This is a genomic window from Allochromatium warmingii (assembly GCF_900107145.1).
In the GTDB taxonomy this organism is placed as follows: Bacteria; Pseudomonadota; Gammaproteobacteria; order Chromatiales; family Chromatiaceae; genus Thermochromatium; species Thermochromatium warmingii.
In genome coordinates, this window is record NZ_FNOW01000039.1 from 1 (window position 1) to 13,175 (window position 13,175).

Below are 13,175 nucleotides of genomic sequence, written 5' to 3' on the forward strand. Positions count from 1 at the left end.
ATGGCGAAATCTTAGCTATAAATTAAGTTTTGCTCAATCTTGGATTGAGCAATTTATTCCCTGGATTCTTATAGAGACTTAAGCAATTAACTATAGATTCGGTCTTAAAAATTAAACCGAACCTGACCCGTTTAATTGGACCCGTTTAATTGCACCCGCCGACTGCTCAAGCGCGGACGCTTTGCCTCCACTGACGAACTCAAGCAGCGCCTCCTCGACTTCATCGACTTCTTCAACCAAACTCTCGCCAAGCCGTTTCGCTGGACTTACATCGGCCACCCGCTAGTGGCGTAAATTGTCCGGGCTATTTGGGGTGCGCGGTACTAGCTATGCGCTCTAAAAAATTCGAGCCTGGAACCTTTTTTCCTCTACAGTGCAATGACTCGTTCAAGGAATCCTATAGCCTTCGGCTCATCTATCTCGATACTTGGCTTCTCGATAAGATCGTTAATCGCTCTTCCTTCGAATTGTGACACTCCTCTCGAATTTCGTCCTGCCCAATGGCGCAAAAGGATCGTTGCTTCTAGCAGATCACTTTGAAACATGGAAACAAGTACTGTGTTCACAATTTTCCCAGGGTCCACACCGACGAAGTAGAACATGAATACAGAGCGGTCACTGGCAAGGAACTGAAGCATCTTGTCGAGGTTGTACGCTTTCGGATTCGAGTTCAGTATCATGATCTTCGTCTTGACATCGGTTTCTGTATCGTATGCCTCGAACTGCCGCTGATAATCGCTAAGGGCGTTGTCTGTCTTAAATGCCGGAAGGCCGTTTTCTCCTGACTTGAGCGCGGCAATGAGACGCTGGCGCAGCCCTTCGTCGTCCCCCGCTATGAGATACTCGATAATACGACCACGAACGTTGACGTTCTCGATAAGCGCTGCCAAGAGTATTTCATTCCTGTACTTGGCTACTTTGGCGTCCAGTTCGGATTTCAGCGCTGAGGCATCCTGCGACGCAACAAAGCGAAGGGCGCGACTCGGTGATGACAAAATGTTGTTGCGGGCAGCATCGTCTACGCCGAATTTGACCCCAGACGGTGAGATGTTATTCGTTGCTTCGACAAGTCGGGGAAGATTGTCCTCGAATCCAATCCCCGCATGAATATCAAATAGACGTACGATGTTCTCAGCGCAATTCTCAATTCCCTCGAACTCTCGCATAATATCGGAGCCGTTAAAACTCCCTCGGATGTTATTTTCCCGGAGTTCTTGCGAGCTGTGACTTATCTTCTTCAGGAACGTCGTGTTTGCGATAAGTAAGAAGTTCTGTGCGGGTGTAACAAGACAGACGATAAACGGCCGGTCGTCATACTTGCGCAGGTTGGATAGCGATAGAATTGTATTCCCAAAATTTCTGGAAGATGACGAGCTGAACCGGATTGCATAGTCAGCACAGTAGTAAACGGATCGATCCTTTGTCAGGCCGAACCTGTCCGCTACGATTTTGGCGAGCCGTGCCTTATCATTGATGCCGTTATTGTCTCGGATCAATTCGGTGAGCGCTGCGAGTGGTTCATACATCGAAAAGCCTCATCGTTTCTCCGTTGGCTGGTTTTGTCTGAGATGGTTTCTGGTCGCTGAGACTGTTTCTCTCCCAAAACACACCGTCAGAATACCCCTGTATGGTAGGGTCTGATTTGGCGGCTTGAAGCCGTTTAAGCGTCCAGCAGCAATACTCCTTGTTCAGTTCGATACCGCAAAATAGCCGTCCAAGTTTGGTCGCGACAACCGCCGTTGTACCACTTCCGAGAAAAGGATCGAATACGAGATCGCCAGGCAATGAGCTTGCGAGAACCAGTTTCGCTATCAGTTTCTCTGGCTTCTGGGTGGGATGGTCAGTGTTTTCCGGCATAGACCAGAAGGGTATTGTTATGTCAGTCCACACATTTGATGGATGAGTAAGCCTGTATTTGCCGTTGTTTGACTCCTCCCAATCCTTCGGTTTGCCGTCGTTCTCCCGATATGGAGCAATGACCTTTCGCTTGAGTTTCACTGAATCCACATTGAAGGTGTACTCTTCGCCAATTGTGCAAAACCAGATGTCCTCTGTGTTGTTTTTCCAGTTCGCCTTCGCGCCTCGACCTTTCTCGCGTTCCCATGTGACCCTGTTGCGAACATGGAGATGCCGGTCAAGAACTGGAAAGATCAGCGTTGATGTCTGCCAATCACTACAAACGTATACAGAAGCTCTGGAGGTTAGCAGCGGAAGCATAGCTGACAACATGTCTTCGAACCATGAGGCATACTCCTCGGCTTCTTTGGCTCGAAACACGTGTCCGTTAAAGTTTTTTGTCAGGTTGTAGGGTGGATCAAGGATTAGCAAATCCACAAAGGAGCGAGGTAGCAACGGAACGGCATCACTAAAGTCCTGGTTGATGACGCGGCCTGTTACGTCATCCACAACGGCAGGATTTGACAATTGCAAGAGATCAGAAGAGAAGGCATTTACTTCATCCTCTGTGCATGTCAGCGTTCTGTTTCGTGGTGCGCGTGTCTTCATAATCGGTTCTTCAATCCCCTTGAGGGCTAACAGTATATTTAGCTTGCTCACACAATCTCGTCAGCTAAACCGCTCGAAGTCTAGTCAACGAAATTGTGCATCACGACAAGCGTCCTATCTCTCAATTTGCAACTACACCGATTTAACCGCCGCACGCCCAGCCGTCCCACGCTTAAACGGCATCACCGGCCAAACCCCGCTAGTCTCGCCTTCCCCCACGCCCGCGAAAAACGCCCGCATGGTGGCAAACCGCTCCTTATTCGCCAGCGCCGCATTGATGACCTGCGCCAACGACCCCGCCCCCGCCGGCCCCATCAACGGCCGCGCCGAAATCAGATTCGTGAAATACAGCGCCGGAATCTGCCGCTCCTTCGCCGCCTGAACCACAGGCGTCGTCCCGATTGCCAAATCCGGCTCCAGCGACGCGACCGCCGCTAGATCCTGCTCCAGCGACGCACGGAACTGCACCGGCACCCCACGCTCCTCCAACCACGCCAGATCCGCCTCATTCCAGGGCGTGCGCGGACAGGCCGTCCCGACATAGGGCACCGTCGCCCCCGACTCGATCAGCAACCGCGCCACCAGCAACTCCGATCCCTCATAACCCGAGACGATCACCCGCCCCTTGATCGGCATCGCCGCCAGTGCCCCGCTGATCGCAGGCAAAAATTTATTCTTCGCCGCGTCAACCTGATCCTGCGCAATCCCGCACGCCTGCCCAATCGCATCCAACCAAGCCGCCGTCCCATCGCGCCCGACCGGAGCTGATCCGACCACCGGCCGCCCCGCCGCCGCAAACTCACGCGCACTGGCCTGATACTGCGGATGGATCGCCGCCGCCGCCGCACAATCGAGCGCCGCATACAGCTCACGCCATTCGCGGGTCGGCACCACCGGCCCAACCGCCAGCCCCAGTGGATCGAGCATCATCCCAATCCCGACCGGATCGGCGGGGAACATCTCGCCTAACAGCGTCACGGTCGGACGCTCACTGCGCCCGCCGCGTGGTGCCTGCACTGGCCCCTGTTCGGCTTCCAGACGCGCATACTGGAGCATCGCCCCAGCCAGCACATCCTTCGCCTCGGCATGGGTCGGCGTCCCGAATCCAGGCACATCAATGCCGAGAATCCGCACCCCGTTTAACTCTTTGGGCAGCAGTCGCAACGGCACGCCCGAGGCCGTCGGCACGCACAGATTGATCGCCACGATGGTATCGAGCTTGTCTGGATCGGCGAGCTTGAGCACCGCTTCGCGTGCATCCTCGAACAGCCGCCCCGAAACCAGCGATTCCGAGTCAAACGGCACATAGCCAATCGAGCGCCGTGCGCCATAAAAATGCGCGGTAAAACTCAGCCCATAGACGCAGCAGCCCGAGCCGACCAGCACCATTGCCGTGCGGCGCATTCGCAAGCCGACGCGCAACGCGCCAAATGCTGGGCACATGGTTTGCGGTTGATCGTGTGGGCCACGCGACGGCGCGGTCGCTGTCGCTGTCGCGCATCGAGTAGAAGATTCCTGAACCATCGACTGTCCCTCCCCAGATCAAGCGTCGTCGTAGATGACTTCAAGCGACGGCTTGACGCTGGCCGCGATGTCGCACATATCCTCAGGACGTGCTGGCTCCAGCACCACATGCCGCCCGACTTGATCGCCCTTGAACAGATCGAGCAGCGCCTCATGCGCCAGTGGCTTGGGACGTACCGGCGGCGCTTCAGCGACATGGGTGGCGAGTTCGGCAAACAACGGCCCCCAATCACCATCAGGACGCCCGATGATCTCGTAGTTGGCACTCTTGCGCCGGATCTCTTCATGCGCCGGAATGGTGGCGAGAATCGGAATCCCAGCCGCCGCCGCAAATGCCTGCGCCTCGCCGGTGCCGTCGTCTTTGTTAATCACCATGCCGGCCACGCCGACATTGCCGCCCAGTCCTCGGAAATATTCGACCGCCGAACAGACGTTATTGGCGACATAGAGCGATTGCAGATCGTTCGAGCCGACGATGATGACTTTTTGGCACAGATCGCGGGCAATCGGCAGCCCGAAGCCGCCGCAGACCACATCGCCCAAAAAGTCGAGCAGGACATAATCAAAATCCCACTCATGGAAGCCCAACCCTTCCAGCAGCTCGAAGCCGTGAATAATGCCGCGCCCGCCGCAACCGCGCCCGACCTCGGGGCCGCCGAGTTCCATCGCAAACACGCCGTCGCGCTTAAAACAGATGTCGCTGATGGCGACTTGCTCACCGGCTTTTTTCTTCTCGCTGGAAACGCCGAGGATGGTCGGGCAGTTGCGCCCACCGAACAGCAGCGTGGCGGTGTCGCTCTTGGGATCGCAGCCGATCAGGAGCACCTTCTTGCCCTGTTGCGCCATCATGTAGGACAGATTGGCGAGCGTGAAGCTCTTGCCGATGCCGCCCTTACCATAGATGGCGATGATCTGGGTTTGCTTGAGCGCCGGGGCGCTTGGCGTGGGGAGGTTGACGGATACAGTCACGCAATGGTTCTCCAATCAAGGATCATCTTCAGGCAGCTCGGATCACCGAAGGCGGTGCGATAGGCGGCATCGGCCTCGGTCGCGGGAACGCAATGGGTGATCAGTGCGTCGAGTGAGAGTTGGCCCGCGTCGAGCAGATCGCGCACCGCCGCCAGATCGGACGGCTGAAATTCAGCGGCGATGCGAAAGCGGGCTTCGCGCATAAATGCCGGTGGAAAGGTGAAGCTGACCGGCGCGTGATAAAAGCCGCCGAGCACGATTTCACCGCCTCGTGCCAGCCGAGCAACGAGGCTGTCGAGAATGTTGGCATCGCCGCTCATATCGCAGATGGTGCGATAGTCGCGGCGCGGGTCGTCATCGGGGAGCATCACGTCATAGCCGAAACCCTCGGCTCCGCTGTGACGCACCGGATTGGTTTCCCAGACGACCGGGCGCGTACCTGTGCCGAGCGCGGCGATGCGTGCCAGCAGTCGCCCGAGTACGCCATGACCGACGATCAGTTCGATATGCGGCGCAGCGTGCGGCGTCGCGGTCGCGGCAGCGGTGTGCGGTGTGGTGGGATCGGCTTCGGCACCGGCTTCACGGCGCAGCGCAGCATGAGCCGGCGTGCTGGTTGCGGGTGCGGCGATGGCGTGATACGCGGTTGCGGCCAGCGCCAGCAATACGCCTTGCTCGCCGAGTGATTCGGGTACCGGCAACAAGCGTGCTCCGGGGACGACAACCCGTGAGGCCGCGCCGCCGAACAGTCCGCGCACCTCGCCGTAACAGCGGGCACCGGGCACAAAGACGCGCTGCCCGATTTCAAGACCGGAGTCCGGCCCAGCATAGCTGACGCGCCCGACGGATTCATAGCCGGGCACCAGCGGATAGCCCATCCCGGGGAACGGCGGCATGGTGCCCGACCACAGCAGGCGTTCGGTGCCGGTGCTGATGCCGCTCCATTCCATATCAACGACGACATCGCCGGCTTCGGGCGCGGTGAGCGGCAAGCGGTGCAGCGCCAGCCGTTCGGGTGCTTCGAGGACGACGGCCAGGGCTTCGAGATTCGGCATATCTGGATTCAAGACGCTCTCTCGGACAGGTTAAATCGGCAGGATCGGACAGTTTAGCGGAAGTTGCGTTCGAGTCGAAAACTACCGCTGTTGTCAGCGGCGTGTTTGATAGAGTTCTTTTTTTTGGCCGCTGAAAACGCGGAAAAACGCTGAAAGCTGACCACCAGAACACTGGCATGACCAATGCAACAGGGTTATGATTCACGGTTCTCGATTTCAACCCGTTCAGGTTCTTAAGGATCCGTCCGATCCGAGCGCCCATCTGGCGGCGTCTTCTCAGCCTGTTCGCTGAAGTCTGATCACCCTGGATCGAGCGGCTTCGGTCACCCCCGAAACCTCAGCGGCCAAGACAGACCCCGCATTCCAATCGCTTCCAGATCGGCATCCTTTCATCCCAGGTATCAAACGAGGTCAGCGATGAGCCTTCGTGCCCTACCACCCGCACAGGGTCTCTATGACCCAACCCTTGAGCGCGACGCTTGCGGCGTCGGCTTCGTCTGTCACATCAAAAATCACGCCAGCCATGCGATTGTCCAACAGGGTTTGGAAATCTTGGAGCGGCTGCACCATCGCGGCGCGGTCGGGGCCGATCCCAAAGCCGGTGATGGCGCGGGCATCTTGGTGCAGCTTCCCGATGCGTTTTTCCGCGCTGTGCTCGATTTTGCGCTGCCGCCACTCGGCGAGTATGGCGTCGGCATGGTGTTTTTGCCGCGTGCTGCCGATGCTCGCGCCCAGATGATCGAGACGGTCGAGCGCCGCTTGACCGAAGGTGGTCAGCGCGTGCTCGGTTGGCGTGATGTGCCGGTCGATAACCGCGATCTGGGACACAGCGTGCTGCCCTCAGAACCGATGGTGCGACAGGTGTTTATCGCACGCGGTGAGAACTGCGCCGATCAAGACTGCTTCGAGCGGCGGCTGTTTGTCATCCGCAAGCGCATGGATAACGAGATTCGCGCCGCTGGCTTCGATAAGACCGCCTATTACGTGGTGTCGATGTCCTCGCGCACGATCAATTACAAGGGGATGCTGCTGGCCGATCAGGTCGGCAAGTATTACCTCGATCTGCGTGACGAACGCTTTGTCTCGGCGCTGGCGCTGGTGCATCAGCGGTTTTCGACTAACACCTTCCCAACTTGGGATCTGGCGCAGCCGTTCCGCATGATCTGCCATAACGGGGAGATCAACACCCTGCGCGGTAATGTCAATTGGATGGCGGCGCGGCGGCATACCATGCGCTCGGAAATTCTCGGCGCGGATCTCGATTCAATCTGGCCGCTGATTCCCGAAGGGCAGTCAGATTCAGCCTGTTTTGATAACGCGCTCGAACTCTTGGTGATGGGCGGCTATTCGCTCGCGCACGCCATGATGATCCTGATTCCCGAAGCCTGGGCCGGCAATAAGCAGATGGACGCGCAACGCCGCGCCTTTTACGAATATCACGCGGCGCTGATGGAACCCTGGGATGGCCCGGCCGCCGTTGCCTTCACCGATGGCCGGCAGATCGGCGCGACCCTCGACCGCAACGGTCTGCGTCCGGCGCGTTACATCGTGACCAATGATGATCTGGTCATCATGGCTTCCGAGATGGGCGTGCTCGATATTGCCGAGGAGCGCATCATCAAAAAATGGCGCTTGCAGCCGGGCAAGATGTTCCTGATTGATCTGCAACAGGGCCGCATCATCGACGATGCCGAGATCAAAGCCCAGCTCTCGACTGCACATCCGTATCGTGAATGGCTGGCTAAGACGCAGATTCATCTCGATGAACTGCCGACCGATGTTGCACCGATGGCCCCGGATGCTGAAACCCTGCTCGATGCGCAACAGGCGTTCGGTTACACCCAAGAAGATATTAAATTCCTATTGACGCCGATGGTGCTGACCGGTCAGGAAGCCATTGGCTCGATGGGTGCGGATAATCCGCCCTCGGTGCTGTCCAGTCGCGCCAAGCATCTGTCAACCTACTTTAAGCAGAATTTTGCCCAGGTCACCAATCCGCCGATTGATCCGATCCGTGAAGAGCTGGTGATGTCGCTGGTGTCGCTGATTGGGCCGCGCCCAAATCTGCTCGGCATCAACGAAGCGGGCAAGCATTGGCGGCTCGAAGTCAGTCAGCCGATCCTGACCAATCAGGATTTGGAGCGCGTGCGCCATATCGAGGACAACTCGGGCGGGGCTTTCCGCACCAAAAATCTGTACATGGTCTATGCCGCCAGCGAGGGCGCGGCCGGATTGGAAGCGGCGTTAGAGCGGCTGTGTCTGGAAGCTGAAGCGGCGGTGCTGGCTGGACATAACATCCTGATTCTGTCGGATCGCAATACCAACCGCGACAACATCGCCATTCCGGCACTGTTGGCGACCTCAGCCGTGCATCATCATTTGATCCGGCGCGGACTGCGCACCAGTTCCGGCTTAGTGGTCGAGACCGGCGCGGCGCTCGAAGTCCATCACTTCGCCACCCTCGCCGGGTATGGCGCAGAGGCGATCAATCCCTATCTCGCGTTCGATACCATCGAATCGCTGCTGCCGCGTCTGCCCGAGGCGCTGACCTTTGAGCAGGCGCAATATCGTTATATCAAAGCGGTCGGTAAGGGCTTATTAAAGGTCATGTCCAAAATGGGCATTTCGACCTTTCAATCCTATTGCGGGGCGCAGATTTTCGATGCGATTGGCCTCAATCACAGCCTGATTGATCGCTATTTCACCGGCACTCACAGCCGCATTGAAGGGGTTGGCTTGCGCGAAATTGCCGAGGAAGCGGTGCGTTGGCATCGTCAAGCCTATGGCAATGAGCAGATTTTTAGCCAACATCTCGATGTCGGCGGCGATTATGCCTATCGCGTGCGCGGCGAGGATCATATCTGGACACCGGAGACGATCTCCAAACTCCAGCACGCCACCCGCGCCAATGATGCCAAGACTTTTGGCGAGTTCTCGCGCTTGATCGATGAGCAGAGCGAGCGGCTGTTGACGCTGCGCGGGCTGATGGATTTCAAATTCGCCGAAACGCCGATTCCGCTCGAAGAAGTTGAACCGGCGAGCGAAATTGTTAAACGCTTTGTCACGGGCGCGATGTCGTTCGGCTCAATCAGCTATGAGGCGCATTCGACGCTGGCCAAAGCGATGAATGCTATTGGTGCAAAATCCAATACTGGCGAGGGCGGCGAAGAGCCGGAGCGGTTTAATCCGCTGCCGGATGGCTCAATGAATCCCGAACGCTCGGCGATCAAGCAGGTGGCCTCGGGACGCTTTGGCGTGACCACCGAATATCTGGTTAATGCCGATGATATTCAGATCAAGATTGCGCAAGGTGCCAAGCCCGGCGAGGGCGGTCAGTTGCCCGGACATAAGGTCAATGCGCAGATTGCCCGCGTGCGCCATTCAACGCCGGGCGTCGGGCTGATTTCACCGCCGCCGCATCATGATATTTATTCGATTGAAGATTTGGCGCAGTTGATTCACGACCTGAAAAACGTGAATCCCAAAGCGCGGATTTCAGTCAAGCTGGTGTCCGAAATCGGCGTCGGTACGGTCGCGGCGGGCGTGTCGAAAGCCCATGCCGATCATGTGACCATCTCCGGCTATGACGGCGGTACCGGCGCAAGTCCGCTGACCTCGATCAAGCACGCGGGATCACCTTGGGAAATTGGCTTGGCTGAGACGCATCAGACGCTGGTGCTCAATCGGCTGCGCGGGCGGATTGTGGTGCAGGTTGATGGTGGACTGCGCACCGGACGTGATGTGGTGATTGGGGCGCTGCTCGGTGCGGATGAGTTCGGCTTTGCCACCGCGCCGCTGATCGTCGAAGGCTGCATCATGATGCGCAAGTGTCATTTGAACACCTGTCCAGTCGGGGTGGCGACGCAAGATCCCGAATTGCGCAAGAAGTTCAGCGGCAAGCCGGAATATGTCATCAATTATTTCTTCTTCGTCGCGGAAGAAGTGCGGCGCTTGATGGCCAAACTCGGCTTCCGCACGCTCGATGAAATGATCGGCCAATCGGATCGGCTGGAAATGCGCCGCGCCATTGACCATTGGAAGGCGCAAGGCTTGGATTACAGCCGCCTGCTGGCGCGACCGCAGGTACCGGCTGAGGTCGCAATTCGTCACTGTGAACTGCAAGATCACGGACTCGACAAGGCGCTCGATCACGAATTGATCCGGCAAGCGGCTCCGGCGCTCGAACGCGGCGAGCCGGTGCGCATTGAAACGCCGATCAAGAACTTTAACCGCACCTGCGGGGCGCTGCTCTCGGGGCGGATCGCCGAGCGGTACGGTCATGCCGGATTGCCGGACGACAGCATTCACATCAAGGCTAAGGGCACCGCTGGGCAATCGCTCGGCGCGTGGCTGGCGCGGGGCGTGACGCTGGAGCTGGAAGGCGAAGGCAATGATTACGTCGGCAAGGGACTCTCCGGCGGGCGCATTGTCATCTATCCGCCGGCTGAATCGGCCATCGGTCGCGCCGAAGACAACATCATTGTCGGCAATACCGTGCTCTATGGCGCGATTACCGGCGAATGCTTCTTCCGAGGCGTGGCCGGTGAACGCTTCTGTGTGCGCAACTCCGGTGCCACCGCTGTCGTCGAAGGTGTCGGCGATCATGGCTGCGAATACATGACCGGCGGCATCACCGTCGTGCTCGGGCCGACCGGACGTAACTTCGCGGCGGGCATGTCGGGCGGCGTGGCCTATGTACTGGATGAAGCGGGCGATTTTGCCGACCGCTGCAATCTGGCGATGGTCGAGCTGGAGCCAATCGCCGAGGACGCGGCGGCGCTAGAGGTCAACGGGTATCCGAGCGACGATCTGGAACCGCATGGCCGCGTGGATATCACCCGCGATATGACGCGCCATGATGCGCGGCGGCTGAAGCTGTTGATCGAGCGCCATTGGGAATACACGGATTCCGAGGTAGCGCGGCGCATTCTCGATGACTGGGCCGGCTATCTGCCCAAATTCGTCAAGGTGATGCCGGTTGATTATCGCCGTGCCTTACAGGAGATGCAGGCCAATCAAAGCCGTCCGCCGCGCACTAACAAGCCTTTGAAGGGGATTGCCGAACATGGGTAAGCCAACCGGTTTTATGGAATACGCCCGTCGTGACCGCCGCTATGCGCCGGCGGGGGATCGGGTGGTGCATTACGACGAATTTGTCATCCCGCTTGCCGAGCCGGAACTGCGCCAACAGGGGGCACGCTGCATGGATTGCGGCATTCCGTTCTGTCATCAGGGGTGTCCGGTCAACAACATCATTCCCGATTGGAATGATCTGGTGTATCGCGGCGATTGGCAGGCAGCGATTGACGTGCTGCACTCGACCAATAATTTCCCCGAGTTTACCGGGCGCATCTGTCCCGCGCCCTGTGAGGCGTCCTGCACGCTCAACATCGATGACAGCCCTGTGACGATCAAAACCATCGAGTGCGCGATTGTGGATCGGGCGTGGGCCGAAGGTTGGATCAAGCCGCAGGTACCGGAACGGCGCAGCGGCAAGCGCGTCGCCATCGTCGGTTCGGGGCCATCGGGATTGGCCTGTGCGCAACAGTTGGCGCGTGCTGGGCATCAGGTGGCGATCTATGAGAAAGCCGACCGCATCGGCGGATTGCTGCGCTATGGCATTCCCGACTTTAAGTTAAACAAGTCGCTGATTGACCGGCGCATGGCGCAGATGCGCACCGAGGGCGTCGAGTTCCACACCAATTCCCATGTTGGGGTTGATGTGCCGGTCAGCGCGTTGCGGGCTGAATATGACGCGCTGGTATTGGCCGGTGGTTCAGAACAGCCGCGTGATCTACCGGTGCCGGGGCGCGAGCTGCACGGGATTCATTTTGCGATGGATTTCTTGCGCCGCAACAGTCAGCGCGTGCAGGGTTCCTATGTGCCGGATGAGGACTTCATCAGTGCGCAAGGCAAACAGGTGCTGGTGATCGGCGGCGGTGATACCGGCTCGGATTGTATCGGCACCTCGAATCGGCATGGGGCGGCGGCGGTGACGCAGATTGAGATTCTCGACCGCCCGCCAGAGAAAGAAAACAAGCTGCTGACCTGGCCGAATTGGCCGAATCGGATGCGCACATCAAGTTCACAGGAAGAAGGCTGTGCGCGGATGTGGAATGTTGCGACCAAAGCGTTTATCGGCGACGAGCACGGGCGCGTCAAAGCAGTGAAATACTGTCTGGTGCGCTGGGAACAGGACGCCGAAGGCCGCTGGCGCATGGAAGAAGTGCCGGGCAGCGAAGGCGAACTCAAGGCCGATCTGGTGCTGTTGGCGATGGGTTTTGTGCATCCGGTGCGCACCGGAATGCTGGAACAGTTAGAGCGCGAGTCGGGCTTAAAGCTCGACGGACGCGGCAATGTTCAGGGCACCACCGAGGGCACGGATGCTTACAAAACGAGTGTTGACGGCGTGTTCTGCGCAGGCGATATGCGGCGCGGTCAATCGCTGGTGGTGTGGGCGATACGTGAAGGACGGCAGTGTGCGCGGGCCGTCGATCAGTGGCTGATGGGGCGGTCGGATTTGCCGCGTTAGTTTTTTAGGGGAGGCGCAAAGAACGCGAAGAATTTAAATTTTTTAAGAATCTATTTTTTAAAAAATCTTTGTGTTCTTTGCGCCTTTGCGGTTTAAAAAAGCTGTCAAACGACGGTTTGATTTGTTTAATTCGATGAACACTTACGAGTAGTGCCCTAGTTTATAGGAAAATAGATTTATCAAGCATTTTAATTCAACCGAAATGAAGTATTGTAATAGACCTGTACCAATCGGAACATGACCCCATATTTTTTTCAATCAATGGCTGGAATTGTCCTAAATATCGCGTCACTAAAACCGGCATGATGGATATTGAGCAGGAAATTTGGGCGACTGAAGAGGTAGATTTAAAAGAATTGGAGCGTTATACCGATTTAATGAGTCTATCTGGCCCAGATGGTCTGTTGGCCAATTCTGACGCCGATCGCGCACAACAAGCCGAAATGGATAAAGTTAAGGGTTATCCTATTTTAACCAAATTCAAAATGCAGCTGATGGGTACGGATTCAGCGCCCCGAACGCTTCAAGAAGTAAAGTTTGTAATCTGCAGGGACTTGACAGAATACAAAGCAATGACTTAGTAGAATTTAAAC

General features: G+C 57.4%; 9 protein-coding genes. 3 read left to right on the top strand and 6 right to left on the bottom strand.

The genetic code is table 11. The features are described from left to right. Positions 1-111: 111 nt before the first annotated feature. The 6 genes from BLW10_RS14025 to BLW10_RS10880 all read right to left on the bottom strand — a co-directional run bounded on the left by BLW10_RS14025 (position 112) and on the right by BLW10_RS10880 (position 6,050). Positions 112-279 carry a hypothetical protein gene (locus BLW10_RS14025; RefSeq protein ID WP_177169056.1) on the bottom strand — a complete coding sequence of 56 codons (168 nt, stop codon included), beginning with the start codon at positions 277-279 and terminating at the stop codon, positions 112-114. Between the two features lie 89 nt (positions 280-368). Then, positions 369-1,526 (bottom strand): hypothetical protein, encoded by a 1,158-nt coding sequence (locus BLW10_RS10860; protein ID WP_091334646.1) that lies wholly within the window; start codon positions 1,524-1,526, stop codon positions 369-371. After that, the gene (locus BLW10_RS10865) at positions 1,519-2,556 is read right to left on the bottom strand and encodes a DNA-methyltransferase (RefSeq protein ID WP_218139722.1); all 1,038 of its coding nucleotides are present in this window, start codon (positions 2,554-2,556) and stop codon (positions 1,519-1,521) included. Before BLW10_RS10865 ends, BLW10_RS10860 begins: the two co-directional genes overlap by 8 nt. An 81-nt stretch (positions 2,557-2,637) precedes the next feature. Continuing rightward, positions 2,638-4,029, bottom strand: coding sequence for a chlorophyllide a reductase subunit Y (bchY, locus tag BLW10_RS10870; RefSeq protein ID WP_091334647.1), 1,392 nt, complete (start codon positions 4,027-4,029; stop codon positions 2,638-2,640). Between the two features lie 18 nt (positions 4,030-4,047). Then, complete coding sequence (locus BLW10_RS10875) at positions 4,048-4,998, bottom strand: chlorophyllide a reductase iron protein subunit X (RefSeq protein ID WP_091334648.1); 951 nt, start codon at positions 4,996-4,998, stop codon at positions 4,048-4,050. Beyond that, a complete protein-coding gene (locus BLW10_RS10880) occupies positions 4,995-6,050 on the bottom strand; it encodes an alcohol dehydrogenase catalytic domain-containing protein (RefSeq protein WP_091334650.1) in 1,056 nt (351 codons plus the stop codon). Before BLW10_RS10880 ends, BLW10_RS10875 begins: the two co-directional genes overlap by 4 nt. Before the next feature lie 417 nt (positions 6,051-6,467). Between BLW10_RS10880 and gltB the strand changes: the two genes are divergently transcribed. The 3 genes from gltB to BLW10_RS10895 all read left to right on the top strand — a co-directional run bounded on the left by gltB (position 6,468) and on the right by BLW10_RS10895 (position 13,163). Next, positions 6,468-11,123 (top strand): glutamate synthase large subunit, encoded by a 4,656-nt coding sequence (gene gltB / locus BLW10_RS10885; protein WP_091334651.1) that lies wholly within the window; start codon positions 6,468-6,470, stop codon positions 11,121-11,123. Next, the gene (locus tag BLW10_RS10890; protein ID WP_091334652.1) at positions 11,116-12,582 is read left to right on the top strand and encodes a glutamate synthase subunit beta; all 1,467 of its coding nucleotides are present in this window, start codon (positions 11,116-11,118) and stop codon (positions 12,580-12,582) included. Before gltB ends, BLW10_RS10890 begins: the two co-directional genes overlap by 8 nt. Positions 12,583-12,887: 305 nt before the next feature. Then, entirely contained in the window at positions 12,888-13,163 is a 276-nt protein-coding gene (locus BLW10_RS10895; RefSeq protein ID WP_177169057.1) for a hypothetical protein, read from the top strand. Positions 13,164-13,175: the final 12 nt, after the last annotated feature.

Excerpts from the sequence above, each read along its gene's own strand:
- gltB (WP_091334651.1), top strand. The coding sequence starts at position 6,468 with ATGAGCCTTCGTGCCCTACCACCCGCACAGGGTCTCTATGACCCAACC.
- BLW10_RS10860 (WP_091334646.1), bottom strand. The coding sequence starts at position 1,526 with ATGTATGAACCACTCGCAGCGCTCACCGAATTGATCCGAGACAATAAC.
- BLW10_RS10895 (WP_177169057.1), top strand. The coding sequence starts at position 12,888 with ATGGATATTGAGCAGGAAATTTGGGCGACTGAAGAGGTAGATTTAAAA.
- BLW10_RS10880 (WP_091334650.1), bottom strand. The coding sequence starts at position 6,050 with ATGCCGAATCTCGAAGCCCTGGCCGTCGTCCTCGAAGCACCCGAACGG.
- BLW10_RS10890 (WP_091334652.1), top strand. The coding sequence starts at position 11,116 with ATGGGTAAGCCAACCGGTTTTATGGAATACGCCCGTCGTGACCGCCGC.
- bchY (WP_091334647.1), bottom strand. The coding sequence starts at position 4,029 with ATGGTTCAGGAATCTTCTACTCGATGCGCGACAGCGACAGCGACCGCG.